At 73.4% G+C, this 24,764-nt stretch carries 18 protein-coding genes and 1 pseudogene; 7 read left to right on the top strand and 12 right to left on the bottom strand.

The genetic code is table 11. The features are described from left to right. Positions 1 to 189: 189 nt before the first annotated feature. Entirely contained in the window at positions 190 to 498 is a 309-nt protein-coding gene (locus ACZ3IJ_RS26185; RefSeq protein ID WP_467472017.1) for a hypothetical protein, read from the bottom strand. 615 nt (positions 499 to 1,113) lie between these two features. Between ACZ3IJ_RS26185 and ACZ3IJ_RS26180 the strand changes: the two genes are divergently transcribed. Further along, entirely contained in the window at positions 1,114 to 1,857 is a 744-nt protein-coding gene (locus ACZ3IJ_RS26180) for a 2OG-Fe(II) oxygenase (RefSeq protein WP_467472015.1), read from the top strand. A gap of 379 nt (positions 1,858 to 2,236) precedes the next feature. Here ACZ3IJ_RS26180 and ACZ3IJ_RS26175 read toward each other — a convergent pair whose 3' ends face one another. The 6 genes from ACZ3IJ_RS26175 to ACZ3IJ_RS26150 form a co-directional block, all read right to left on the bottom strand. Further along, a complete protein-coding gene (locus ACZ3IJ_RS26175; protein WP_467472013.1) occupies positions 2,237 to 3,070 on the bottom strand; it encodes an ABC transporter ATP-binding protein in 834 nt (277 codons plus the stop codon). Further along, positions 3,067 to 4,026: an ABC transporter ATP-binding protein gene (locus tag ACZ3IJ_RS26170; protein ID WP_467472011.1), complete on the bottom strand. Its 960-nt coding sequence runs from the start codon at positions 4,024 to 4,026 to the stop codon at positions 3,067 to 3,069. The genes ACZ3IJ_RS26175 and ACZ3IJ_RS26170 overlap by 4 nt, the downstream gene beginning before the upstream one ends. Positions 4,027 to 4,124: 98 nt before the next feature. Further along, positions 4,125 to 5,003, bottom strand: a complete 879-nt coding sequence (locus ACZ3IJ_RS26165; RefSeq protein WP_467472009.1) for an ABC transporter permease — start codon at positions 5,001 to 5,003, stop codon at positions 4,125 to 4,127. Beyond that, the gene (locus ACZ3IJ_RS26160; protein ID WP_467472007.1) at positions 5,000 to 5,953 is read right to left on the bottom strand and encodes an ABC transporter permease; all 954 of its coding nucleotides are present in this window, start codon (positions 5,951 to 5,953) and stop codon (positions 5,000 to 5,002) included. The genes ACZ3IJ_RS26165 and ACZ3IJ_RS26160 overlap by 4 nt, the downstream gene beginning before the upstream one ends. Beyond that, positions 5,950 to 7,584 carry an ABC transporter substrate-binding protein gene (locus ACZ3IJ_RS26155; protein WP_467472005.1) on the bottom strand — a complete coding sequence of 545 codons (1,635 nt, stop codon included), beginning with the start codon at positions 7,582 to 7,584 and terminating at the stop codon, positions 5,950 to 5,952. The genes ACZ3IJ_RS26160 and ACZ3IJ_RS26155 overlap by 4 nt, the downstream gene beginning before the upstream one ends. Positions 7,585 to 7,808: 224 nt before the next feature. Continuing rightward, complete coding sequence (locus tag ACZ3IJ_RS26150; protein ID WP_467472003.1) at positions 7,809 to 9,443, bottom strand: amidohydrolase; 1,635 nt, start codon at positions 9,441 to 9,443, stop codon at positions 7,809 to 7,811. A gap of 99 nt (positions 9,444 to 9,542) precedes the next feature. On the opposite strand from ACZ3IJ_RS26150, the gene ACZ3IJ_RS26145 reads away from it, so the two are divergent. Together ACZ3IJ_RS26145 and ACZ3IJ_RS26140 are read left to right on the top strand one after the other, a co-directional pair. After that, positions 9,543 to 10,238, top strand: a complete 696-nt coding sequence (locus tag ACZ3IJ_RS26145) for a TetR/AcrR family transcriptional regulator (protein WP_467472001.1) — start codon at positions 9,543 to 9,545, stop codon at positions 10,236 to 10,238. An 80-nt stretch (positions 10,239 to 10,318) separates the two neighbouring features. Beyond that, positions 10,319 to 15,265 carry a CHAT domain-containing protein gene (locus tag ACZ3IJ_RS26140; protein ID WP_467471999.1) on the top strand — a complete coding sequence of 1,649 codons (4,947 nt, stop codon included), beginning with the start codon at positions 10,319 to 10,321 and terminating at the stop codon, positions 15,263 to 15,265. A 20-nt stretch (positions 15,266 to 15,285) separates the two neighbouring features. On the opposite strand, the gene ACZ3IJ_RS26135 is transcribed toward ACZ3IJ_RS26140, so the two are convergent. Together ACZ3IJ_RS26135 and ACZ3IJ_RS26130 are read right to left on the bottom strand one after the other, a co-directional pair. Beyond that, the gene (locus tag ACZ3IJ_RS26135; protein WP_467471997.1) at positions 15,286 to 15,453 is read right to left on the bottom strand and encodes a hypothetical protein; all 168 of its coding nucleotides are present in this window, start codon (positions 15,451 to 15,453) and stop codon (positions 15,286 to 15,288) included. Further along, positions 15,425 to 16,138 carry a DUF6338 family protein gene (locus tag ACZ3IJ_RS26130; RefSeq protein ID WP_467471995.1) on the bottom strand — a complete coding sequence of 238 codons (714 nt, stop codon included), beginning with the start codon at positions 16,136 to 16,138 and terminating at the stop codon, positions 15,425 to 15,427. Before ACZ3IJ_RS26130 ends, ACZ3IJ_RS26135 begins: the two co-directional genes overlap by 29 nt. Before the next feature lie 235 nt (positions 16,139 to 16,373). Here ACZ3IJ_RS26130 and ACZ3IJ_RS26125 point away from each other — a divergent pair, with 235 nt between their 5' ends. The 4 genes and pseudogenes from ACZ3IJ_RS26125 to ACZ3IJ_RS26110 all read left to right on the top strand — a co-directional run. Further along, the gene (locus ACZ3IJ_RS26125) at positions 16,374 to 16,754 is read left to right on the top strand and encodes a VOC family protein (RefSeq protein ID WP_467471994.1); all 381 of its coding nucleotides are present in this window, start codon (positions 16,374 to 16,376) and stop codon (positions 16,752 to 16,754) included. A gap of 693 nt (positions 16,755 to 17,447) precedes the next feature. Continuing rightward, positions 17,448 to 17,669, top strand: coding sequence for a hypothetical protein (locus tag ACZ3IJ_RS26120; protein WP_383223567.1), 222 nt, complete (start codon positions 17,448 to 17,450; stop codon positions 17,667 to 17,669). A gap of 113 nt (positions 17,670 to 17,782) precedes the next feature. Next, on the top strand, positions 17,783 to 18,142 hold the full coding sequence (locus ACZ3IJ_RS26115) for an ArsR/SmtB family transcription factor (RefSeq protein WP_467471991.1): 360 nt from the start codon (positions 17,783 to 17,785) through the stop codon (positions 18,140 to 18,142). An 89-nt stretch (positions 18,143 to 18,231) separates the two neighbouring features. Next, positions 18,232 to 19,545, top strand: a pseudogene (locus tag ACZ3IJ_RS26110) (MFS transporter); the annotation flags it as partial. On the opposite strand, the gene ACZ3IJ_RS26105 reads toward ACZ3IJ_RS26110, so the two are convergent. Genes ACZ3IJ_RS26105 through ACZ3IJ_RS26095 form a run of 3 tightly spaced genes read right to left on the bottom strand, consistent with a single transcriptional unit; the run spans position 19,536 to position 24,764 of the window. After that, positions 19,536 to 22,589: an alpha-mannosidase gene (locus ACZ3IJ_RS26105; protein WP_467471989.1), complete on the bottom strand. Its 3,054-nt coding sequence runs from the start codon at positions 22,587 to 22,589 to the stop codon at positions 19,536 to 19,538. The pseudogene ACZ3IJ_RS26110 and the gene ACZ3IJ_RS26105 sit on opposite strands and share 10 nt — an antisense overlap. Before the next feature lie 34 nt (positions 22,590 to 22,623). Continuing rightward, complete coding sequence (locus ACZ3IJ_RS26100) at positions 22,624 to 23,913, bottom strand: glycoside hydrolase 5 family protein (RefSeq protein ID WP_467471987.1); 1,290 nt, start codon at positions 23,911 to 23,913, stop codon at positions 22,624 to 22,626. Then, positions 23,910 to 24,764: a carbohydrate ABC transporter permease gene (locus tag ACZ3IJ_RS26095; protein WP_467471985.1), complete on the bottom strand. Its 855-nt coding sequence runs from the start codon at positions 24,762 to 24,764 to the stop codon at positions 23,910 to 23,912. The genes ACZ3IJ_RS26100 and ACZ3IJ_RS26095 overlap by 4 nt, the downstream gene beginning before the upstream one ends.

The raw sequence follows: 24,764 nt of genomic DNA, 5'->3' as shown, positions 1-24,764 counted from the left end.
CCCGGCCTCTCACGCGCCGGGCACGGTCCGGCCGACGACGGCCGAGGTCAGACGCGGGTCCTCCGCGAGCCGTGCCGTCGCAGAACCGGTCGGCGGTGTCGGCGGTGTCGGCGGTGTCGATCCCGCTCGGAGGGTGTCGCTCCCGTACGAAGGCGCCTATCGCCGCCGCCACGCCCTCCCGGAAGCCCGTCACGTGCGTCCCGCCGCTGGGCGTCGGCACGCTGTCCACGGAGCTGTGGATGCGCCGGCCGCGAAGGTCCGGCTCCACGTCAGGGCGACCTCGAGGGCCCCGTCGATCCGTGGATCCGCTTGCTCGAACCCGAAGACGCCGGTCTCCCCGTATGTTCCGGACCGCTCGGTGAGGAACGCGACGAAGTCCTCGGCGCCCTCCGGGGCGTGGAACGGCAGCGATCGCGGCCCGCTCGTCGAGCGCTGGTCCGTCAGCGAGATGTCGAGGCCGCGATCGACGAAGGCCGGCGTTCCGAAGCGCTCCGTCATGGCGTCGCTCCGTCATGGCGTCGAACGAGCACTCCGCCCGTGCCGGTCCCCGCCCCACCTCCCGCCCCCTTCCGCCGCGTTGGGGACGCCCTGCTTGCTTTGGGGGTTCACCCCGGTCTAATATCGTCATCATGACGATAATCGCTCGGCGGCCCCCGCTCCCCGCGGGCATAGGCTTCAGGGGCCTCGGTCCGCCGCCGCGCGCACGGCCGTGACGTCGGGCGCGAGCCCGGAGCCATGCCGGCGCTCGCACCAGCCGCCCGGCGGCCGCCTGCCGCCGGACCACCGGCAGAGATCGACACAAGGCGGTCCCCGTTTCAACGCCGCGGCGCCCCAGTGCCTGATCCCTGTTGCGCGATCTCTGCTCTCCGATTCGCCGCTCGTGCACTTCGAAACCTCGAAAACTCGGGCGCTCGTGGCGCCGCGGGCTGACGTGAAGAAGTGCGTCGATCGAAGTGCGAACTCGGATGGTGCAACCCCTCTCCTCCCGGAGAAATCCGCCCGACAGGAGCATCTCGTGCGCCACGCCCGCCCTCCTGCGCCCTCGCCACGATGCACCCTGTTCTCCTACGGCCTCGGTGGCATCGGCAACGATCTCAAGACGGAAAAGTGAGCATGTTCGTAATTCCGGTAAATCCGTTCGACCTCTCCGAAGCAACGCTGAGCCGAATATCCGCCGATGACTCATGGGCCCCGCGCGAGTCGAAGATCCCGCACGTGGATGCCAGGGTGATTCGCCACTTCCTCTCTCCGGCTGAAGTGGAGGTGTTCGCGGCCGAACTCGCCGCCCAGCGCTTTGTGCCGGTGGGTCTGGACGGCGTTGCCGCCAACTACGCAGAAGGAGATCCGGTCGGCCATCTCCGCGCCACGGCTGACTCCGAAGTCCTGGCGGCAGAGTTCTACCGCAGGCTGCGGACGTTTCTGCCGTGTGAAGTGGGACAGGACGATCCGACGGATTCAGACGGAAGGCGCTGGAAGCCGGCGTCTGTCAATCCGCGTATGCGCTTCATCACCTACGAACACGGCGGATTGCTTGTCCCGCACTACGACTCGCCCTATTTCGCCCCCGACGGAACGCGAACTCACCTGACGGTCGTCGTCTACCTCTCGTACGAGGCAGTGGGCGGAGAAACGCGGTTCATCGCCGACAAGCAGAACGAGCTTCCCTTTGCGGAACGCGACTTCTCGGACTGGCCCCGGCTCGCAGAGCCTGCGGAAATATTGAGCGCCCACCGCCCCGAACCGGGCGATGCGCTCCTCTTCTGGCACCGGACGCTTCACGACTCGGCTCCGCTTCTCGAGGGTACGAAGACAATTCTCAGAACCGACGTGCTCTACGAGCCCATAGATGTGCCGTGAACAACAGCAAGGCAACCGTCGCGCGGGGGCACGTGGCCCCGCCCGGGCTGGTGACTCCGGGTGGGCGCCCAGGGCGGGCTTCGGATTCGACGACGGGCGTGTGGTGATGTGCCGAGGGCGTGCGGGCGCGGGTGGCGGTCCGTCAGGAGCCGGGCTGACCCGGGGTCGTCGACGGCGCCCGGAGGGCGCACGAGCCCCGGGGGCCGCTCGACGGGTCCGTTCTCGTCAGCCCCACGGCCCCTATTCCGAAGGAATTCCGCCGTCGTGGCCCCCGCCCGACCACGTCGATGCGGACCGGCGTCAGACGCGTGACCGGCGCCGGCGGCCACCGCCCGCCTTCGGCGGGGAAGGCGGAAGGTCGGACGGTGGCCGCATGACGTCACACGCCGTCGCCCGGTGCACGCCTCCCCGCCGAGGCCAGGGCCGCCGGGTTCCAGCCGCGACGCGGGACCGAGTCGCGCAGCAGACGGGTGTAGGGGTCGGCGGGTGCGTCCAGGAGGGCCGACGTGGTGCCCCTCTCCACCACGCGGCCCTGCTTGAGGACCATCACCTCGTCCGTGACGTGCCGGACCACGGCCAGGTCGTGCGTCACGAAGAGGAAGCCGATTCCCGTCTCGCGCCGGATCCGGCCGAGGAGTTCGAGCACCTGCGCCTGGATCGACACGTCCAGCGCCGCCACCGCCTCGTCGAGGACGAGGAACCGCGGCTCGGCCGCCAGCGCGCGGGCGATCGCGACGCGCTGGCGCTGACCGCCCGAGAGCCTGCCGGGCAGCGCCGCCGCCTCCCGCTCGCCGAGGCCCACCTGGTCGAGGAGTTCGGCGACGCGGACCCGCCGTGCCGCCGCGTCCGAGGGGACGTGGAGGCGCAGCACCTCCTCCACACACCGTGCCACCGGTACGCGCGGGTCGAGGGAGAGGTAGGGGTCCTGGAAGACCATCTGGATCTCGCGGGCCCGCGCCAGGCGCTCGGCCCGGCCGCGGGCCCGCGCCGAGCGGTCCCGGCCCCCGATCCGGACCGTGCCGCCGTCGGGACGCTCCAGGCCGACGAGCATCCGCGCGGTCGTCGTCTTGCCGCTGCCCGACTCGCCGACGATGCCCAGCGAGGCGCCCGGCGCGAGGGTGAACGACACGTCGTCCACGGCCGTATGGTCCCCGTACCGCTTGCGCAGCCCTTCGACCACCAGCTCTTCCGGGCCGTTCGTGGTTCCGCTCACCGTGTGATCCCTTCGTCGGCGCGGTGGCAGGCGGCCAGTCCGTCGCCATGGCGTGCCAGTACGGGTGTCTCCTCCGTGCACCGCGCCTGTGCGTGGGCGCAGCGCGCCGCGAAGGCGCACCCGGGCGGGGCCTCGGCGAGCGAGACGGGCCGGCCGGGGATGGGGCGCGGAGCGGGGGCGCCGGCCTCGATCCGGGGCGTGCAGGCCAGCAGCCCCGCCGTGTAGGGGTGGAGCGGCCGGTCGAACAGGGCGTCGGTGTCCGCCGTCTCGACGATCCGGCCGGCGTACATCACGTACACGCGGTCGCAGATCGCCGACGCCAGTTCCAGGTCGTGGGTGACGAAGAGCAGACCCGTGCCGCGTTCGGCCTGGAGCCGGGTCAGGATCGCGATGATCTCGGCCTGCGTGGTGACGTCGAGCGCCGTGGTCGGCTCGTCGGCCACCAGCAGCTCCGGCTCGCCCGCCAGGGCCGCGGCGATCACCACCCGTTGGAGCATCCCGCCGGAGAACTGGTGCGGATGGCGGCGCAGCGCGCCTCGCGGATCGCGGATGCCGACGGCGTCGAGGAGCTCCTCCGCCCGCGCGAGCGCCGTCGAGGCGGGGGTACCGGCGGCACGCAGGCCCTCGGTGAGGAAGTCGCCGATCCGGCGCAGCGGGTTCACGGAGGCGCGGGGGTCCTGATAGATCATGGCGACCCGCCGGGCGCGCAGCCTGGCCAGCTCGGCGCGGTCCATCGTCAGGACGTCACCGCCTCCCACCCGTACGGCGCCGGCCGTCCGCGCCCTGGCCGGCAGCAGCCCGAGCACGCTGCGGCACGCGACCGACTTGCCCGAGCCGGACTCGCCGACCAGACCGACGGTCTCGCCCGCGTCGACCCGGAGCGTGACGCCGTCGAGGAGCGGCCGGGCCGCCTGCCCGTCCGGCAACCGGACTCCCAGGCCGTCGATCTCCAGCACGGGAGACCGACCCCTGCTCTTCAGGCGGACAGGATCCACGTTGCCCACGGAGTCCGTGGGGTTCGTAGGACCCATGGAGTTCGAGGTGTTCATGAGGTTCACCGCTCCCGCTTCGCGATCCGGTCGGCGAGGCCCTCGCCGACGATGCCGAACGCCACCACGGCCAGGACCACGCAGAACGACGGCGCGAGCGCGGGCAGCATCGCCCCCTGTTGGAGGGCCGCCTGGCCTTCGTTGATCATGGCGCCCCAGTCCGCCGTGGGCGGCTGAACGCCGAAGCCGAGGAACGACAGCGCGGCGAGGTCCATCAGGGCGTACCCGAAGTTCATCGCGGACTGCGCGAACACCGTCGGGGCGATGTTGGGCAGCAGGTGCCGAAGACAGATCGTCCAGCCCGACCAGCCCTGCACGCGGTACGACTCGATGTACGGCCGGGCCTTCTCCTGGCGGGCGATCCCCCGCACCAGCCGTCCCACGTACGGCGTGTACGCCACCGCCATGGCGATCACCGGCGCGGTCATGCCCGAACCGAGCACGGCCACGAGGAGGATCGCGAACAGCAGCCCGGGAATCGCGAAGGCGAGGTCCATCGACCGGGACAGCAGCACGTCCGCCCAGCCGCCGCGCCATGCGGCGACCAGGCCGAGCAGGGTGCCCAGGAGCGTCGAGACGCCGACCACGAGCAGCGGTCCGAGCAGTCCCGTCCGTGCGCCGTGCAGCAGTCGCGACAGGATGTCCCGGCCGGACTGGTCGGTGCCGAGGAGGTGGTCGCCGCCGGTGCCCACCAGACTCGCCGACAGATCGAGCGCCTCGGGGTCGTACGGCGCGAGTACGGGCGCGAGCACGGCGACCAGGACGAGCCCGGCCAGCACGACGACGGCGGCCGTGAAGAGCGGCCCCTGCCCGAGGACGCGCAGGGCGCCCAGACCCGGGCGGCGGCGCAGCGCGCCCGGCGCGGGGGAGACGGTGGTGGTCATCGGGATGCCTCCCCGTGGACGGACAGCCGGGGGTCGACCAGCGGTACGAGCAGGTCGACGACGAGATTGACGACGACGAACGCCGTCACGCTCAGCAGGGTGATCGCCTGGACGACGGCGAAGTCCTTGGCCGTCACCGACTGCACGAGCAGCGAACCGATGCCGGACACGTTGAAGGCGGTCTCCACGATCGACGTACTGATCAGCAGACCGGCGAGCATCGTGCCGCCGACGGTCACGATCGGCCCCAGGGCGTTGCGGAGCACATGGCGGCGGACCACGGAGGCGCCCGCGACCCCGCGCGCCCGCGCCACCTCGACGTGCTCGCGCCCCATCTCGTCGAGCATGGCCGACCGGGTGACCCGGGCGAGCATCCCGGCGAAGGTGATCGCCAGGGCGAACGCCGGCAGCGTGAGGTGGTACACCCGGTCGGTGAAGCCCTCCGGAGTACCACCGGGGCCGGGGAACCAGCCCAGTTGGACGGAGAAGAGCGAGACGAGCGCGATGGCGCTCACGAACGAGGGGGTCGCCGTCGCCACGCCGGTGCCGAGCAGCACGGTCCGGTCCACGGCCCCGGGCCGCAGCGCCGCCAGGACGCCCGCGGAGACCCCGAGGGAGGCGACGAGCAGCGCCGCGTACCCCACGAGCACGGCCGTGCCCGGCAGGCGCGAGCCGATGAGCGGGCCGACGTCCTGGTGGAACTGCGCGGAGCGGCCGAAGTCGCCGTGCAGGACCCCGCCCAGCCATTTCGCGTACTGGACCGGAAGCGGGTCGTCCAGGTGGTATTGGCTGCGCAGGGCCGCCACCGCCTCCGGTGTCGCGGGACGGCCGTGCAGCAGGAAGGAGACCGGGTCGCCGGGGGCGAGATGGACGGCGGCGAAGACCAGGACCGACGTGACGAGCAGGACCGTCACCAGGCCGAGGAGCCGGCCCGCGAGATAGCGCCTCATGACCGCGCGGCCCCGATCGTCGCGGCCCAGGGGTAGTACAGCTGCGCGATCCCGGTGGGCGCGCCGGTGACCCCGCTGCCCAGGAAGACCGAGTAGGGGGCTTCGTACAGCGGGATGACGGGGAGCTCGCGCACGGCGATCCTCTGCAGCTCGGCCGTCAGGTCCGCCCGGCGAGCCGGGTCGGGCTCGGCGTTCGCCCGGTCGAAGGCGGCGTCGTACTCGGCGTTCGACCAGTTCCCGTAGTTCCCGACGTGGCCGGTGCTCAGGTACTGGTAGAACTCCAGCGGATCGGGCGTGTTGTCGTACCCGTTGGTGATGACCAGGTCCAGCCCCTTGCGCGCCTCTGGGTCGACGAAGATGCTGCTGTACGCCTCCGGGGCGACGGACTTCAGCCGGACGTCGAGCCCGATCTGCCGCCCCGCCGCCTGGACGGCGTTGGCGACGACACTGATCTCCGGCGCGAGCGAACTGGTGACGAGCGTGATCCTCCGCCCGGTGGCGCCGGCCTCCTCGACCAGCTTCTTCGCGGCGGCCACGTCGTACACCGGTTCCGGCAGGGCGTCGAAGTAGGCGTCGGTCCTCTCCGGCACGAGCGCCCACGCGCCGCGTGCGGTGGGCGCCTTGGCCGGGACGCCGACGCCCCCGGCCGCCGCCTTGACGATGTTCTTCCGGTCGAGGGCCATGGAGAGCGCCCGTCGGACCTTCAGGTCGCCGAGCGGGCCCTTGAAGTCGAGGACGGAGAGGTCGGCGGCAGCGGTGTTGGGGCCGAAGTACACCTTCCCCTTCGTGGTGGACCGCAGCTGGGTCAGCGAGGTGGCGGGCACCATGTAGCCGCCGTCGGCCGTGCCCGACAGGAAGGCGTTGGTGCGCGCGGCCGGGTCCTCGACGAACGTGAAGGTCACCGTGTCGTTCTTCGGGGCCAGGGCGGTGTCCCAGTACCCCGGGAACTTCTTGAGCGTGACGCTCTCGCCCTGGGCCCAGCCGTCCAGGGCGTACGGGCCGGTGCAGTTGACCTTCCCCTTGGGGCCCCCGTAGTCCTTGCCGGCCTTCGCCAGGAAGGCCGCGCTCTCGACGGTGCCGGGGGAGGCCGCCATCAGCTCGTTGAGGAGGACGTCGGGCCGGGAGAGCCGGATGGTCACCTCCAGCGGACCGCTGCTGGTGATGGAGGTGACGTTCCGGAACGCCGATCCCCAGGGCGAGCCGGTCGCCGGGTCCATGTGGCGCTTGAGGGAGGCGACCACGTCGTCGGCGGTCATGGTGGTGCCGTCGTGGAACGTGATGCCCGGACGCAGGGTGTACACCCAGGTCTTCGGATCGGGGTTGTCGTACTTCACGGCGAGCCCGGGCTCGATCTTCAGGTCGGGGGTGACCCGAAGGAGCTGCTCGCACACGTTGGCGAGGACGGTGTTGGGCGGGTAGTCGTACGCGAGGGCGTAGTCGAGGGTGTACGGCTCGGCGTACAGCGACCAGGTGAGCGTGCCGATCGCGCCCTTCGCGGCGGGGGAGGTGGGGGTGACGGTGTAGGCGGCGCCGCCGGCGGATCCGGATCCGGTCGCGCCGGAACAGCCGGCGGTGGCGGCCGCGACGGCGGCGGTGCAGACGAGCAGTGCGGTGGCTCTGGAGATGCGCAAGGAGACCCACCCCTTACGGGTGTAGTGACGGGCGCTGGGGGATGGTGCGTGGTGCGGAGCACGGTGTGGTGCGGGGCTGCGGTGGAGCGGCGTGGGGCTGGTGGAGCGGCGTGGGGCTGGTGGTGCTCGGTGGTGCTGTGTGGGGTGCGGGGGCGACGGGCCGGATGGCGCAGGGCCGACGGACGTGACGGGAGGGCGTGAGGGCGGCGGGCCGCCGGGTGCCGTCAGGCCGTGTGGACCGGTGTGCCGCCGACGTACGTGCTCAGCACCCGCGCCTCGGCGATCTCCTCCGGCGGCGCGGTGAAGATGTCGCGGTCGAGGACGACCAGGTCGGCGAGCATGCCCGGGAGCAGCGTGCCGGTCTCGTCGAGCCGGTTCACGTGCGCGGAACCGGCCGTGTAGGCGGCGACGGCGGAGGCCAGGTCGAGGCGCTGCTCCGGCAGGAAGACCCGCTCGTCGGTCGTGCCGGCCTCCCTCCGGTTCACCGCGACATGGATGCCCGCGATCGGGTCGGGGCTGGAGACGGGCCAGTCGCTGCCGGCCGCCAGGGTGGCCCCGGCGCGCAGCAGGGAGCCGAACGGGTACTGCCAGGAGGTCCGCTCGGGCCCGAGGAACGGGATCGTCAGCTCGTCCATCTGCGGCTCGTGCGCGGCCCACAGGGGCTGGATGTTGGCGATGGCACCCAGGCGGGCGAACCGGTCCAGGTCGTCGGGGTGGACCACCTGCAGATGGGCGAGGTGGTGCCGGTTGCCGCGCCGGCCGTTGGCCTCCACCGCGGCCTCTACGGCGTCGAGGGCCTCCCGTACCGCGCGGTCGCCGAGCGCGTGGAAGTGCACCTGGAAGTCGAGGGCGTCCAGACGGGTCACGTACGAGCGCAGCGCGACCGGGTCGACGAAGCTGAGCCCCGAGTTGGCGGTGGCGCAGCCGCATCCGTCGAGGTACGGCGTCGTCATCGCGGCCGTGAAGTTCTCCGCGACGCCGTCCTGCATGATCTTGACGGAGCCGGCCCGGAACCGCCCGTGGGTCAGCTCCTCGCGGCGGGTGACGAGGTCGTCGATCTGCTCGTCCCCCCGTTCGCGGTCCCACCACAGCGCCCCGGTGACGCGGGCGGTGAGCGTCCCGGCGCGGGCTGCCGCGAGATAGGCGTCGGAGGGGTCGGGGTGGCCGCCGTACATCCCGAGCATGGCGTCCTGCCAGCCGGTGATGCCGAGCGAGTGGAGGAGCCTCTGCGCGCGCAGCAGCCCGGCGAGCCGGTCGGCGGCGGAGCTCGGCGGGACGAGCCGGGAGACCAGCCCGGTGGCGCCCTCCTGCAGGGTGCCGCTCGGGGTGCCGTCGGGCTCGCGCTCGATCCGCCCGTCGGCGGGGTCGGAGGTCTCCCGGGTGAGCCCGGCGAGTTCGAGGGCGCGGGTGTTCGCCCACGCGCCGTGGTGGTCGCGGTTGACGAGGTAGACCGGCCGGTCGGGGACGATCGAGTCGAGCAGCTGCCGGGTGGGCAGGCCCCCTTCGAAGCTCTCCATCGACCAGCCGCCGCCGGTGATCCACGGCCGGTCCGGGTGGGCCTCGGCGAACTCCCGGATCCGGGTCAGGTAGTCCTCGACGCCGACCGTGCCGGTCAGGTCGCACTCGGCCAGCTCCGTCCCGGCGAACACGGCGTGGACGTGCGAGTCCTGGAAGCCGGGAAGGAGCAGCTTCCCCCGCAGGTCGACGACTTCGGTGCCCGGCCCGATGAGTTCGCGCACCTCGTCATGGCCGACGGCGGTGATGCGCTCGCCGGTGACGGCGAGACTGCTCGCCCGGGTGCGGGCGGGATCGCCGGTGTGGACGGGGCCCTGGGTGAAGACCAGATCGGCCTTGGTCATGGGGATGCTCCAGAACGGGAGAAGAGGGGGTGCCTGGTGAACGCACATGGAACTGGGCGAGCCGTTTACACGTCAATGGTGTTGTCATAAGGTGGCCGCATGGTCGAGCGAGTGGTCCCGGAAGGCCGGCGGCGGCGCCGCAGGCCCACCAAACAAGGCGCCGTCCTCTCGGAACGGCTGATCATCGAGACCGCGCTGCGGCTCGTCGGCGAGCACGGCGCGGACGCCCTGTCCGTACGACGGCTCGGCGCCGCCCTCGGGGCCGACCCCAGCTCCCTCTACCGCTACTTCCGCAACACCGACGACCTCCTGCTCGCCCTGGCCGACGAGTTCGTCGGACGGGCCCAGGAGGGCTGGCGGGCGACCGGCGACTGGCGGGCGGACCTCCGCGACATGGGGCTGCGGATCCACGCCGTCTACCTCGCCAACCCGCAGGCCGCGCTGCTCGCCGCACACCGGACGACGGGCCGCGCCCACGAGACGGCGGCGGTGGAGACGATCCTCGGCATCCTGCGCGGGGCCGGCTTCCCCGACGCGACGGCCGTGCCGATCTACCACGCCTTCGTGGACCAGGCCCTGGCCTTCGCGGCGCTGGACGCCGCCGCGCTCGCCCTGCCGGAACCCGCACGCGTGGCCGACGAGGAGGTGTGGCGCGCCTCGTACGGGAGGCTGCCGCCGGAGACCCACCCGCACATCGCGGCGACCTTCCCGCTGCTCGCCGCCGACATGCGCGACAGCGGCTACCCCTTCGCCCTGGACCTGATGCTGGACGCGGCGGCGGCCCGGCTTCCGTAGCCGAGGCCGCCCGGGGAACTCCCCCTCCGCTGGGCTACGTTGGCCTCCGAGGACGAGAACTCCGACGGGGGCGACCAGGGATGAACGTCGAAGCGACGGCTCAGCGGATGATGGACCGGGTCTTACGGGTCGACCACGACCCCGGCGCATTGCGCTGGTTCCTGACCGACGAGGCCGCCGCGACGGCCGACGCCATACGCCGCGCCGGGACGCTGCCGGACGGGAACGTCCAGCTCGTGGCCGTCAACGCGATCGGGTACTACGAATGGTGCCGCCACCTCGCCGGCGAGGGCGCGGACATGGCGGCCCTCGGCTCCGCCGTCCTCTGCTTCCTCGACGTCCACCGCGCCTCGCCCACCCACGTACCGCCCGTCCTCGCCCCGGTCCTCGCGCTGCTCGCGGGCGAGCCCGACGGAGCGGAGGCGGACCCCGGCGACGCGTACCAGGCGGGCGCCGGGATCCTCGCCCTCTACACCCGCCACCGCCACCCCGGGCCCCTGCCCGCCGCGGCCGCGCTGCTGCGCCACGCCGTCGCCGGATTCCCCGACGGCAGCGCCGAACAGGGCACCTGCCTCTCCGACCTCGGTCTGACGATGCTGTACGGATTCCGGGACGGCGGCGGTCCCGAGATCCTCGCCGAGGCCGTCCGGCACAGCCGCGCCGCCGTGTCCGCGGCGCCCGGTGAGCGGATCGAACAGGCCCGCAGGGCAGGCAACCTGGGACTCGTCCTGAACCACGCGGCGGAGGCCACGGGGGACCCCGCCGTCGCGCGGGAGAGCGTCGACGTGCTGCGCCGGACCGTGCGCGGGAGCCGACCGGGCGATCCGCACCACGCCCTGCACCTCGCCCTGCTGGGCACGGCACTGCTGAACGCCGCCGCACAGCTCCGCGACCCCGCTCTCCTCCCCGAGGCCGTGGACGCCCTGCGCCGCTCCACCGCCGCCGCCCCGGCCCAGCCGCCGCCGGCCGCCCACCTGAACGACCTCGGGATGGCGCTCGTCACCCTCTCGATGGCGCCCGGGGACACTCCCGGCGGGCAGGACCGCACCGCGCTCCACGAGGAGGGCATCGCCACCTGCCGACGCGCGGCCGCGGCGGCGGACAACCCCGTCGAGGGCTCCCTCTACCTCGCCAACCTGGCCCACGCCCTCAACGGCAGCACCGTCAGCGCCCGGAACCTCTCCGCCCTCGACGACGCGCACAGCGCCGCGCGTGACGCCCTGGCCGCGGCCCCGCCCGGACACCCGGCCCACACCCACGCCCAGTTCGTCCTGGCCGAGGTCCTGCGCTCCCGGTACGCCGAGACCGGGGTCCTCGCCGACCTGCAGGCCGCTATCGGCTTCGCCCGCGGCGCCCTGGACGCCACCGGGAGCGACGACCGGCACCACACGGGCCGGGCCCTGGAGCTCGCCGCCCTGCTGCGCCTGCGCGCCGACGCCCTGGGCGGCCCACCCGGCGCGCTCGCCGAACCGCTCGCCCTGCTGCGCGGGCTCGCCGCGGACACCCCGCCGCGGTCGGCCGAACGGGCCCGGGTCCTGCTCGAACTGGCCAGGACCCTGGACGCGTCGGCGGACGGCACCGGGGAGACCGCCGAAGCCGCAGCGGCGGAGGCGGAAGGGACGTTCCGGGAGGCACTCGCCCTCACGGAGGCGGCCGACGGGGACGCGACGGGCGTGACCTACGCCCTCGGGCACGCCCTCGCCTGGCGCTTCACCGACCGCGCCGGGGCGGACGGCGCCCCCGACCCGGGCGCCGAGGAGAAGCGGAGCGAGGGCATCGCCCTGATCCGGCGGGCCCTCGACCTGCTGGGCGACGACGACCCGCGACGCGCGGAGTACCTGTCCGCCCTCGGCGGCATCCACCTGCAGCGCGCCACCACGACGCGGGACCCGGACGGACACGCGGAGGCCGTGCGCGTCCTGCGCCTCGCCGTGGCGGCCGCGGCACACACCGGTGGCCACGACAGGGCCGTGAGCAGCTCCAACCTCGGCGTCGCCCTGGTGAGCCTCGGCGCCCTCACCGCCGACGAGGCGCTGCTGGCCGAGGGGGCGCGGGCGCACCGGGACGCCCTCACCGCGACCGCACCCGACGACCACTACCGCGCACACCGTCTCGGGAACCTGGGCGACGCCCTGGAGGACCTCGCCCAGATCCGCTCGGACGCCGGCCTCGTCACGGAGGCCGTCGACGTGCTGCGCGAGGCGGTACGGATCTCGGGGCCCACCACACCCGGCAGGGGCGAGAACCTCTCCCGCCTGGGCGCCGCCCTGCGCTCCCTCTCCCGCTTCACCGGCGACGGCGCCCCGCTCGAGGAGGCCGTCCACTGGCACCGCCAGGCGGTCGCCGTCGCCGAGGAGGAGACCGGCCACCACCGGACCGACACGTACGGAACGGGCACACGCCACTCGTCCGAGGCACGCGCCCGCTCCGGCCTCGCCAACGCGCTCGCCGAACTCCATCTGCGCACCTACGACGAGGACCTGCGCGACGAGGCCCTGGCCCACTACCGCGCCGCGCTCGCGAGCCCCCACGATCCCGGCGAGCGCCACGCCCTGCTCACCAGCTACGGCAACGCGCTGTGCGGCCGGGCGGCCGACACCGCCGACGACACGCTCATGGGCACCGCGATCGGCATCCTGCGGGAAGCCGCCGCCGTCGTCCCGGCCGACCACAAGGGGCGGGCGGGCGTCCTCACCAACCTGGGCTTCGCCCTCATCCGACGCTCCCGGCTCACCGGCGACCGCCGATGGCTCGACGAGGGCGTGGACGTCCTGCGCCACGCCGTCCGGCAGAGCCCGCCGACCTCCTTCGAGCGCGCCGCCCACCTCTCCAACCTCGCCGAGGCGCTACGGATCCGGTACGAGGCCACTCACGACCGGACCGCCGCCGACGAGGCCGCGGGGCTGCTGCGCGAGGCGGTCTCCCTCGCCGACGGCGAGCGGCACGGCAGGGACATCGCGCGCGTGAACCTCGGTGTCCTGCTGCACCGCACCGCACTCGGCGGCCCGAGCGACGCCACGGACCCGGGGCTGCTCGCCGAGGCGAGGCGCGTCCTGGAGGAGGCCGTCGCCGGGCTCGACGACCGCCATCCACGGCGGACCGTGGCCCTGATCAACCTGGCCGCCACGAGCATGATCACCGCAGAGGTGGCCGAGGACCCGGCCGACCCGGCGCTCGCGCCCGTACTCGCCCGCGGGGCGGAGGCGGCCCGGGAGGCACTCGACCGGCTTCCCGAGGACCACCCCCACCAGGCCCACGTCCAATGGGTCCTGGCCCGTACCCAGTTGGCGCGGAGCCGCCTCGCCGACGCGAGCGTCGGCCCGCAGGAGCTCGCCGAGGCCGTCCGACTCGCCCGGCAGGCCGCCCGGAACCCGGTCGCCTCCGTGGCCAAACGCCTGCTCGCCGCCCGCACCTGGGGCGAGGCCGCCGTCGCGGCCGGCCAGGACGCCGAGGCGCTCGGCGGCTACACGTACGCCGTCGGTCTCCTGCCCCGCCTCGCGCCGCGCGGTCTCGAACGCGCCGACCAGGAGGACCGGCTGGTCGCCGGCACGGGACTCGCCTCCGACGCGGCCGCGCTCGCGCTGCGGCAGGACGACCCGGAGGCGGCGCTCACGCTCCTCGAACAGGGGCGTGGCGTGCTGCTCGCCCAGGGCCAGGAGGCGCGAGGCGACCTCTCCCGGCTGCGTACGGCCGACCCCGCCCTGGCCGCCGAGTTCGCACGCGTCCGGGACTCCCTGAGCGCCGGACCGACCCGCCCCGCGTCGGCCACCGGTCCCGGACCCGCCGAACCCACGTACACCGGCCACGAGGCCGGGCTGTTCGCCGAGTCACGGCACTCCCTCGCCCGGACCTGGGACGACCTGCTCGACCGGATCCGCCGGCTCCCCGGCCTCGAAGACTTCCTGGCCGCACCGCGCGTGACCGAGCTGATCCGCGCGGCCTCCGGGGGCCCGGTCGTGGTGGTCAACGTCAGCCGGTACCGCTCCGACGCACTCGTCGTCACCGCCGACCGGGGCATCGAGGTCGTCCCCCTGCCCGCCCTCACCCCGGCCGGCGTCCTCGAGCGGGCCACGGCGTTCCTCACGGCCGTCGACGACGCCTACGGCGACCAGGGGAACCGCCGGGCCTTCTCCGCGATGGGGGCGCTGTCGGAGACCCTGGAGTGGCTGTGGACCGCCGTCGCGGAGCCGGTCCTCCACCGTCTCGGCCTGCACGCCGCGCCGCCCGACGAAGCGTCGTGGAGCCGCCTGTGGTGGTGCCCCACCGGATGGCTGGCGCTGCTGCCCCTCCACGCGGCGGGCCGCCCCGACGCCGGAACCCGGTCGGGACCCGGCTCCGGCGAGAGCGTCATGGACCGGGTCGTCTCCTCGTACACCCCGACGCTGCGCGCACTGGACCGCGCCCGGCAGGCGCCCTCGGGCACCGCCGTGGCAACGCCCGCTCCGCTGATCGTCACCCTCGCGGACACCCCGGGAGCCCCGCCCCTGCCCGGAGCCTCCCAGGAGGCGAAGCTGCTGCGGAAGCTGTTTCCGGCGCACCTCGAACTCGCCGGTCCCGCCGCCACCGTCGACGCGGTGCGGCAGGCGCTGCCCGCCCACCCGTGGGTCCACTTCAGCTGTCACGGGGTCAGCGAGCCGGACAGGCCGTCCGAGAGCGGCCTGATCCTCCACGACGGGCGGCTCACCGTCCGCGACGCCGCCGAGCAGCGCCCGCGCGAGGCCGTCCTCGCCGTCCTGTCGGCCTGCTCCACCTCCCAGGGCGGACTCACGCTGCCCGACGAGTCGGTGCAGCTGGCCTCCTCGTTCCAACTGGCCGGGTATCCGCATGTGATCGGCACGCTGTGGCCTGTCGCGGACAAGGTGGCGACCCGGCTGACGGAGGAGCTGTACACGGCCCTTGCCGACGACCTCACGCGCGGCCGCCCGATCGACCCCGCGACGGCGCTGCACCGCCCGGTGCGCGAGCTGCGCCGGCGCCTCGCCCGTGCCCCGCACCTGTGGGCCGCGCACATCCACACCGGGCCGTGACGGAGGTGCGGCGACGCGGCTCAGTCCTGCGCCAGCGCCCCGTCGCCCACCGCCGTGCCCGACGGCGCCTGCGGCACGTCGTCGGGCTCCGGCGCCTCGTCGGACGGCCGGTACGTCCGGCGCTCGGAGAACTCGGCGATCACGTCCTCCCAGTCCTGCTCATCCGACGGTCGGTGAGGCTGCGTCATCTTCCGTTCCCTCCCTCTGTTCCCGTGTCCGCTGCTCCGGCGCGACCGGCGGTGTCGACCGTGCCGAGGGCGGCAGCAGCACTTCCAGTACGTCGATGTCGGCGGCCCGCAGATAGACCCCGCCGGTGTCGGGGACCTTCCCGAGGAACGTGCCGTCGGGCGCCATCCGGTACTGCGACTGGAGATAGACGTCGCCCGGCTGCGGGTACGCGGAGACCGCCGATCCGGACCCCAGCCAACCACCGACCCACAGACCGTTCTTGAGCCGGGCCCGGACGAAGCACGACCCCCGGTCGCGGAAGAGCGCGTCCCAGGCCGTCGGCGTCGGCTCGTACCGCGCCCGCCGCCGTCGCCGGTCCCGTACCGCCTCCGCCCAGGCGATCCCCGACGGCACCACGACCACCAGCAACAGCGCAGCCAGCCCCGCCTCCCGGGGGCGTTCGAGCATCCCGGCGACCGGACCACGGCCGTCCCCCGTGAGCAGCCGCACCAGCCACGGGCCCGCGGCCACCGCGTACACGGCGTCGAGGAGCGCCCCGGCCGCGATGGCCCGCACGATCCGGTTCTGCGGCTCCTGCTCCGCCGCGACCGCCCCGCGCAGATGCTCCCGTACGGCCTGGTAGAAGACCCCGGGCAGCACCAGGACCAGCAGGATCGTCAGCTGCTGCACCGTACCCGGAACCATCGCTCCCTCTCCCGCCCGCCGCGCCACGAACTCCCCGGCTCACACCGTACGTCGGTGATCCACCGCGCGACACGTCGATCCGGGCCATGGTCCGCCCGGCCGTGTCGAAGAGGCCGTGGGGCGCGGGTCTTCCGGGAGTCCCGGGTCGGTGGGGCCCGAGGACGTCACGTGTAGGCATGCTCCCGGCCCCCTGCCGTCCGGCCGGAACGGCGGCCCCTTCCGTACACTGACGGGCATGGCATGCCGCATCACCGAGCTCGTCATCGACTGCGCGGATCCGGAGCGGCTCGCCGCGTTCTGGAGCGAGGTCCTCGGCTACGTCGAACGCGCCCGCGAGGACGACGGGAGCATCGAGATCGGGCCTCCCGACTCGGACGCGGCGGGGCCGACCCTCGTCCTCAGCCCGAGCACCGACCCGCGGACCGGGAAGCTCCCCCTGCATTTCGACCTCAACGCCACCGACCGCGACCAGGACGCCGAGCTGGAGCGGCTGCTCGCCCTCGGCGCCCGCCCCGCCGACGTCGGTCAGAGCGGCACCGAGAGCTGGCACGTCCTGGCCGACCCCGAGGGCAACGAGTTCTGCCTCCTGCGCTCCCGGGTCCGGCCCGCCCTCTGACCCACGGCGGTCCGCCTTCCCCCGTCCCCGACGGGGGCGGGGGAAGTCACTCCTCCCGGTGTGCGGGGGCCGGTGCGCGAGTGCGACGAGGGCGTCCTGGAGGGTCGGCTGGTGCAGGCCCAGGCCCAGGGTCTCGGTGCCGATGCCGGAGCGTTCCAGGCGCCGCACGAGTGCGGACAGGCGCATCGGGTCGGCGGCCGGGGCGGACAGGGTGCCGGTGTGCGGGTCGTGCGACGGGGCGGCACCGGTCAGCTCCGTGCGCGGACAGGATCGGGACGACCGTGCTCGTGCCCGCCCCGTGCGGACCGAGCAGGCCCACCACTCGCCGGCCCGGGCCTCCAGGTCCGGACCGTCCACGGCGGCCGTGGTCCCGTACCTCTTGACCAGGCCTTCGGCCCGGATGGCGTAGGTCATCGGCGCTCCTCGCGCTCGACCGGCACGTCACCCGGTGTGCGGTGGCGCTGACAGCACGCTGATCGTCGGGTGACAGCGGGTGCGCACGGCGGGATCACGACTTCCGCCGAGCCGGGCCTTCCGGTTCCGTCGGCCCCGTGACCCGGCCAACACCGATGCGCCGTCCGGTCGTTGGCGTCACCAGGCGCCGGAGCGCGGTCACCGGTGATCGCCGCCCGGGGATCCCGGGGCCGTTCGCGTCTGTGCCCCCGGCCTCCCGAAGGGCATACTGGCGGGACGATGACGAACCGATCCGCGCCCCGGCGCCACCTGTCCACCAGCCCCTTCGCGGCTCCCGTCGATCCCGTGATCAAGGAGTTCGCCGTCGGTGACCGCGTCTCCCACGATCGTCACGGCCTCGGGAAGATCATCGGCCAGGAGCCGACGGGTGCGCTGCTCGTCGACTTCGGGGCCTCCCAGGTCCGAGTCCTCAGCCCCTACAAGGGCATGCACAAGCTCTGACAGAGTTCCGACAGCCTTCACGGACCCGCCCCGGCGCCGCGCATCGCGCCGGGGCGGTCTCCGTTCCACGCCGGGGCGGCTTCCGTGCCCGGGGGCGTGCCTACGATGGCCCCATGGCTGAACGCGAGGGAACCTCACCTGCGAGCGTCGTGCATCAGCGCACGCCCGGCGCCCCTGAGCTGGCCGCCGCGGCCGGGGTGTTCGCGCTGCTGGCGGACCCCACCCGGCTGCATCTGGTGTGGCTGCTGTCGCGTGCCGAGTCGGACGTCACCGCCCTCGCGGAGGCGTGTGGCGCTGCTCGGCCGGCGGTGAGCCAGCACTTGGCGAAGCTGCGGCTCGGCGGGCTCGTCCAGCACCGCAAGGACGGCCGCCGGGTCGTGTACACGCTCCCGGACGGTCATCTGCGGCGCCTCGTCGTCGAGGCGATCAACCACGCGGACCACCAGGTGACCGGCGAACCCTGGCACGACTGAACGGACCCCTCCGCATATGACATGTGCGCAACTATGCACATGTCCGCTACCGTGGTCACGACCCCCGGAGCCGAACGAGGGCGGGCCTCATGCTGTCCGTGTTGCGTCACCGCACCTACCGCCGCCTCTTCACCGCCCAGGTCGTCGCCCTCGCCGGTACGGGCCTCGCGACCGTCGCGCTGAGTCTCCTCGCGTACGACCTCGCGGGCGCCGACGCCTCCGCCGTCCTCGGAACGGCACTCGCGATCAAGATGGTCGCCTATGTCGGAATCGCCCCCCTGGTCAGCGCGTTCGCGGACCGGATACCCCGGCGCGCGCTGCTCGTCGCCATGGACCTCACCCGCGCCGCGGCCGCCCTCGCCCTGCCCTTCGTCACCGAGGTCTGGCAGGTGTACGTCCTGATCCTGCTGCTCCAGGCCGCCTCCGCCGCCTTCACCCCGACCTTCCAGGCGACGATCCCCGACGTCCTGCCCGACGAGGACGACTACACCCGTGCCCTCTCGCTCTCCCGTCTCGCCTACGACCTGGAGAACCTGTTCAGCCCGGCGCTCGCCGCGGCCCTGCTCGTCCTCGTCCCGTCCGGCCTGCTCTTCACGGGTACCGCGATGGGCTTCCTCGCCTCCGCCGCCCTGGTCGCGTCCGTCCTCCTGTCCACCCCCGCACCCGCCGAGCGGACCGGCGGCGCGTACGCCCGGGCCGTCTTCGGCATCCGGCTCGTCCTGGCGACGCCGCGCCTGCGCGCCCTCCTCGCCCTCGATCTCGTCGTCGCCGCCGGCGGCGCGATGGTCCTCGTCAACACCGTCGTCCTGGTCCGCGAGGTCCTCGGACGCCCCGTCGGCGAGGTGACGCTCGCCCTCGCCGCGTACGGAGCGGGCTCGATGGCCGCGGCGCTGGCGCTGCCCCGCGTCCTGGACCGGACCGGCGACCGGGCCCTGATGCTCCCCGCGGCCTTCGTGACGGCCGGGGTCCTGGTCCTCCTCCCGGCCCTCCTGGCGGCGGGTCCCGGTCCCTGGGCCTGGCCCGCCCTGCTTGCCGCCTGGCTCGTCCTCGGCGCCGCCACCTCCGCCGTCCTGACCCCCGGCGGGCGGCTGCTACGGCGCTCGGCGGGCAGCGCGGACCTGCCCGCCGTCTTCGCGGCCCGGTTCTCCCTCGCCCACGGCTGCTGGCTGATCGCCTACCCGCTGGCCGGGTGGACGGCCGCGCGCGCCGGCCTCGCGGCCGCCGCCGTCGCGCTGGGCCTCCTCGCCCTCCTCGCGGCCGTCGCCGCCCTACGGCTCTGGCCCCGCACGGACCCGGCCGAGCTGGAGCACCGCCACCCCGAACTGGCCACCGACCATCCGCACCTGGCGGGCGCCGGCCGGTGCCACGTCCACGACTTCCGGATAGACGCCCTTCACCCGCGCTGGCCGGCCCCCGTGAAGCGCAGCGTGACCAGCTCGAACGGGCGCAGGGCCAGCGCGACGGCGCCGTCCTCCGCACGCGCCGTGCCGGGCGGTACGTCGGCGAGCGGCCGCTCCAGCAGGTCGCACACCGTCACCCCGTCCCAGGCGAAGTCGGTGGTCAGGCGCGCCCGCGCCCGGCCGCCCCGGGACTCGTAGACCCGGACCACCACGTCACCGCCCCGGTCGTCGGCCAGCTTCACGGCGCTCACCACGACCGCCTCGTCGTCCACGCCGACCAGCGGGGCGACCTCCGCACCACCGGGGACCCGGCGCTCCGGCAGGTTGATCCGGTACCCCTCGCGGACGGCGTCCCCGACCGAGGCGCCCGGCACCAGCCCGTGGCGGAAGCGGTGCACCCCCTGGTCCGTGTGCGGATCGGGGAAGCGCGGAGCGCGCAGCAGGGACATCCGTACGGTCGTCGTCGTACCGCCGTCCTCGGGCCGTACGGTACGGGTCACGTCGTGCCCGTACGTCGACGCCGTCACCAGGGCGACGCCCCAGCCGGGCTCCTCGAAGTGGACGAAGCGGTGGTTGCACGCCTCGAACTTGGCGGCCTCCCAACTGGTGTTGGTGTGCGTGGGCCGGTACAGATGGCCGAACTGGGTCTCCGCCGCGTACCGATCCGTGTGAAGGTCGAGCGGGAAGGCCACCTTGAGGAACTTCTCCGTCTCGTGCCAGTCGACCTCGGTGTCCAGGTCGAGCCGCCCCGCGCCCGCGGCGAGCGTCAGCGTCTGCACGGCGCGCGAGGCCCCGAACGACCGCGTCACCCGTACGGACACGGAACGCGGGCCCGCGTCGGCGAGCGTCACCTCGTCCGCGCCGGTCAGGTCCGTCACGGTGTTCCGGTAGAACTGGTCGACGTCCCAGGCGTCCCACATGTTCGGGAAGTCGGGATGGATCTGGAGCAGGTTGCCCGCGGCCCCCGGTGCGAGCGTCTCGCGCCCGGCCACCAGGTCGAGCACCGACACCACCAGGCCGCGCCCGTCCACCGTCACCCGCAGCAGCCCGTTGTCCAGGACGAACCCGCCGCCGGGCCGCTCCTGCGCGGTGCAGCCGGACGTGGCCCCCGCGACCGCCCTCGCCCCGCCCGCCGGCACCCCCGCGCGCGCGTGCGGGGCCGCGTTGAAGACCGTCTCGCCGCCCCCCGCCGGGTCACCGGCGAGCACCCGCTGCGCCCGCCCGATGATGCCGTTCAACTCCTCGGCGACCCCCGCGTACGTCCGCTCCGCCTCGCGGTGCACCCACGCGATCGAGGAGCCCGGCAGGATGTCGTGGAACTGGTGCAGCAGCACCGTCTTCCAGATCCGGTCCAACTCCTCGTGCGGATAAGGGAGTCCGGACCGTACGGCGGCCGTGGCCGCCCACAGCTCGGCCTCGCGCAGCAGGTTCTCGCTCGCCCTGTTGCCCTGCTTGGTCCGCGCCTGACTCGTCAGCGTCGCCCGGTGCAGCTCCAGATACAGCTCGCCCACCCAGACGGGCGCGTGCGGATACTCCGCCTCCGCCTTGGCGAAGAACTCCGCGGGCCGCTCCCAGCGCACCCGGGCCGAACCCTCCAGATCCCGCAGCCGGGCCGCCTTCGCGACCATCTCGCGGGTCGTGCCGCCCCCTCCGTCGCCCCAGCCCGTCGGAGCGATCGAGTGCCGAGCCCGGCCCTTGTCCTTGAAGTTGCGGACCGCGTGGGCGATCTCCTTACCCCGCATCGAGCAGTTGTACGTGTCGATCGGCGGGAAGTGCGTGAAGATCCGCGTCCCGTCGATGCCCTCCCACCAGAACGTGTGGTGCGGAAAGGAGTTGACCTGGCTCCAGGAGATCTTCTGCGTCAGCAGCCACTTCGACCCGGCCGCCTTGATGATCTGCGGCAGCCCGCCCGCGAAGCCGAACGTGTCCGGCAGCCACGCCTCCTCGTTCTCGACGCCGAACTCCTCCAGGAAGAACCGCTTGCCGTAGACGAACTGACGGGCCATCGCCTCCGAGCCCGGCATGTTGGTGTCGGACTCCACCCACATGCCCCCCGCCGGGACGAACCGGCCCTCCGAGACCGCCTTCTTCACCCGCGCGTAGACCTCGGGGCGGTGCTCCTTGATCCACGCGTACTGCTGGGCCTGCGACATCGTGTAGACGAAGTCCGGCTCGTCCTCCAGGAGCGCCGTCATGTTCGCGGTCGTCCTGGCCACCTTGCGGACCGTCTCCCGCAGCGGCCACAGCCAGGCCGAGTCGATATGGGCGTGGCCGACCGCGCTGATCCGGTGAGCCGACGGCTCGGCCGGCGAGGCGAGCGCCTCGGCGAGACGTGAACGGGCCTCCTCGGCCGTACCGTTGACGTCCTGGAGGTCGATCGCGTCCAGCGCGCTCTCCACGGCCCGCAGGATGTCCCAGCGCCGCGCGCCGTCCACCGGCAGCTCCGCCATCAGCTCCCCGAGCACCTCCAGGTCGATCACCAGCTGCCACACGGTCTCGTCGAAGACCGCCAGGTCCATCCGCGCCAGGCGGTACTGCGGTGCGTCGCCCGCCGTCTCCTTCTCGCCCAGCCCGGTCGGCAGGAAGGGGTGGTAGTCCAGGACGACCGGATTGGACGCGGCCTCCACATGCAGCAGCACCTCCTCGCCCCCGACCGCCGGGTCGGCGATCCGCACCCACTGGTTGCGCGGATGGAGCCCCTTCACAGGCGAGCCGTCCGGCAGATAGACCAGCCCCTCGCACTGGAAGCCGGGCATGTTCGCGTCGAAGCCGAGGTCGATCAGGGCCTCCACCGTCCGCCCCGCCCACGCGTCCGGAACCTGACCGGAGACCGTGAGCCAGCTCGTACCCCAGGGAGCGCCCCACGCCTCGCCCGCCGCGATCGGGGTACGCGGCGCGGCGATCCCCTCGCCCACCGGCACCGGCTCGTCCGGCGCGGTCCAGATCCCCACCTCCAGGGGCACGGACTCCGGATGGATCGCCGGCCGGATGCGCTCCTCCAGGACGCGCTTGAGTCGGGACTCGATCAGGGTGCGGTCGTCATGCATGCCAGTCGCTCCGTCACGTAAGAGAGGGTGGTCGTCAGGGCCTGTCGACGTCGTCGACGGTGACCGTCTCGGTGATCCCGCGTGCGGTGAGATGATCGCGGTCCGACGCCCACGACGCCAGTACGACGGCCGGCCGCGCGCCGTCCGCGGCGAGCCGCATGAACGCCTCGAAGAACGCCCCGCCCGGCGCGCACGTCGAACGCTTCGCCGCCTCGTCCGGCAGATCGAGCACGAGGGCCGTGGTCCTCGCCCGGGGCCGGTGGGCGAGGCCGCGGAACTCCGCAACGGTGTCCGCGAGCGCCCGCCCGGCCGGCTTCACCACACCGTCCCCGGTCAACAGGCCGAGGCTGTACTCCAGTTCGGGGAAGTCGGCGAGCGAGCGGTCGACGTCGTGCGAGCACCACCAGGTGACGCCCCAGAGGTCCGGACAGTCGAGCGCCGCCGCCACGGTCGTACGGGTGAAGGCCGCGGCCCGGTCGGGCGCGATGTGCGGGGCGGGAGCGCCCACCTCCTGGAGCCACACCGGGCGCCCCGGGTCCTCGGCCCAGGCCTTCGACAGCTCGATCAGATACGCGGCGTGCTGCCCGGTCGCGAAGGACTCGGCGCCGTAGCGCTGGGCGGTGCCGTTGAAGACCCAGGAGTGGACAGCCGTCACGGCACCGATCCGGGCCGCGTGGGCGGGGGTGAAGGGGTGCTCGTCCAGGTACCAGGCGGCGTCGTACTCCGCGTGCAGATGCAGCCGTCCGGGCGCCGCCCGTTCGCACTCCGCGAGCATGCGCCGCAGCCAGCTCTCCGCCTCGCCCGGGGTGATCCGGTCCGGATCGGGGTGCGGATCGCCGGAGAACTGGTTGATCTCGTTGCCGAGCGTCATGCCGAGGAAGTTGGGGCGGTCCGCGAGGGCCGAGGCGAGGGCGCCCAGATAGGCGGCCTGGCCGTCGAGTACGTCCGGATCGGTGAAGAGGTTGCGCCGGTGCCAGGTGAGCGTCCAGGAGGGCCGGAAGTCGAAGCTGGAGAGATGGCCCTGCAGCCCGTCCACGGCCACGTCCAGACCCCGTTCCGCCGCCGCGTCCACCAGGGCGACCAGCTGGGCGACGGCGCGCGGGCGGATCAGGGTGCGGTTCGGCTGGAAGACGGGCCACAGCGGGAAGACCCGGACGTGGTCCAGGCCGAGGGCGGCGATCGAATCCAGATCCCTGCGGACGGCGTCGAGATCGAAGTCCAGCCAGTGGTGGAACCAGCCCTGGCTCGGCGTGTAGTTGACGCCGAAGCGCGGGGCTGCGGGCAGCGGGGTCATTCTCCCCATCACGTCCTCTGCGTTGGTCATCCCTTGATGGCGCCTTCCTCGACGCCCCGGAAGAAGAACCGCTGGAGCGCGGCGAACACGGCCACGATCGGCAGGAAGGCGATCATGGTTCCGGCCGCGATCAGCCGTGGGTTGGCGGTGAACGTGCCGTCGAGGTACTGCAGTCCCACGGTGAGGGTGTACCGCGCGGGATCGTTGAGCACGATCAGCGGCCACAGGAAGTCGTCCCAGGCCCCGATGAAGGTGAAGATCACGACCACGCTCAGCATGCCCCGGACGTTCGGCAGCCCCACATGGACCAGCCGCTGCCACACGTTCGCCCCGTCGACGAGCGCGGCGGCGTCGAGCTCGGGCGGCACGGCCTGGAACGCCGTGTACATCAGCAGCACGTTGAGCATGGCGATCGCCCCCGGCAGCGCCACCCCGAGCAGGGTGTCGGTCAGACCCATGCTGCGGACCGTCACGTACTGGGAGACGATCGTGACCTCGCCCGGCAGGACCAGGGTGGCGACGAAGAGGCCGAGCACGAGCCGGACGCCCCGGAACCGCAATCGGGAGAGGGCGAAGCCGGCGAGAGTGGCCCCGACCACGTTCCCGGCCACGGCGATCCCCGCCACGGTCAGCGAGTTGAGCGCGTACGTCCACACCGGGACGGCGTCGGCGACCTGCGCGTAGTTGGAGAACGTCGGGTCGCTCGGCAGGAAGTCAGGCGTCCGGGAGTGGACGTCCTCGCCCGGGCCCTTGAGAGAGGTGGACAGCTGCCACAGGAACGGCCCGATCGTCAGCAGCAGGACGACGGCGAGCAGCGCGTACCGGGCCGCCTGCGCGGCCGGGCCGGGGGTCCCGAAACCCCGGGACGCTCGTACGGGCAT

Source organism: Streptomyces sp. NPDC013317 (genome assembly GCF_055563155.1).
This window is presented reverse-complemented; position numbering and strand designations above follow the sequence as displayed.

What these genes read in the sequence shown, in the direction of transcription:
- ACZ3IJ_RS26185 (WP_467472017.1), bottom strand. Translation starts at nt 498, where the DNA reads ATGACGGAGCGCTTCGGAACGCCGGCCTTCGTCGATCGCGGCCTCGAC.
- ACZ3IJ_RS26180 (WP_467472015.1), top strand. Translation starts at nt 1,114, where the DNA reads ATGTTCGTAATTCCGGTAAATCCGTTCGACCTCTCCGAAGCAACGCTG.
- ACZ3IJ_RS26165 (WP_467472009.1), bottom strand. Translation starts at nt 5,003, where the DNA reads ATGACCACCACCGTCTCCCCCGCGCCGGGCGCGCTGCGCCGCCGCCCG.
- ACZ3IJ_RS26160 (WP_467472007.1), bottom strand. Translation starts at nt 5,953, where the DNA reads ATGAGGCGCTATCTCGCGGGCCGGCTCCTCGGCCTGGTGACGGTCCTG.
- ACZ3IJ_RS26150 (WP_467472003.1), bottom strand. Translation starts at nt 9,443, where the DNA reads ATGACCAAGGCCGATCTGGTCTTCACCCAGGGCCCCGTCCACACCGGC.
- ACZ3IJ_RS26145 (WP_467472001.1), top strand. Translation starts at nt 9,543, where the DNA reads ATGGTCGAGCGAGTGGTCCCGGAAGGCCGGCGGCGGCGCCGCAGGCCC.
- ACZ3IJ_RS26140 (WP_467471999.1), top strand. Translation starts at nt 10,319, where the DNA reads ATGAACGTCGAAGCGACGGCTCAGCGGATGATGGACCGGGTCTTACGG.
- ACZ3IJ_RS26135 (WP_467471997.1), bottom strand. Translation starts at nt 15,453, where the DNA reads ATGACGCAGCCTCACCGACCGTCGGATGAGCAGGACTGGGAGGACGTG.
- ACZ3IJ_RS26130 (WP_467471995.1), bottom strand. Translation starts at nt 16,138, where the DNA reads ATGGTTCCGGGTACGGTGCAGCAGCTGACGATCCTGCTGGTCCTGGTG.
- ACZ3IJ_RS26125 (WP_467471994.1), top strand. Translation starts at nt 16,374, where the DNA reads ATGGCATGCCGCATCACCGAGCTCGTCATCGACTGCGCGGATCCGGAG.
- ACZ3IJ_RS26120 (WP_383223567.1), top strand. Translation starts at nt 17,448, where the DNA reads ATGACGAACCGATCCGCGCCCCGGCGCCACCTGTCCACCAGCCCCTTC.
- ACZ3IJ_RS26115 (WP_467471991.1), top strand. Translation starts at nt 17,783, where the DNA reads ATGGCTGAACGCGAGGGAACCTCACCTGCGAGCGTCGTGCATCAGCGC.
- ACZ3IJ_RS26105 (WP_467471989.1), bottom strand. Translation starts at nt 22,589, where the DNA reads ATGCATGACGACCGCACCCTGATCGAGTCCCGACTCAAGCGCGTCCTG.
- ACZ3IJ_RS26100 (WP_467471987.1), bottom strand. Translation starts at nt 23,913, where the DNA reads ATGACCAACGCAGAGGACGTGATGGGGAGAATGACCCCGCTGCCCGCA.
- ACZ3IJ_RS26095 (WP_467471985.1), bottom strand. Translation starts at nt 24,764, where the DNA reads ATGCCCGTACGAGCGTCCCGGGGTTTCGGGACCCCCGGCCCGGCCGCG.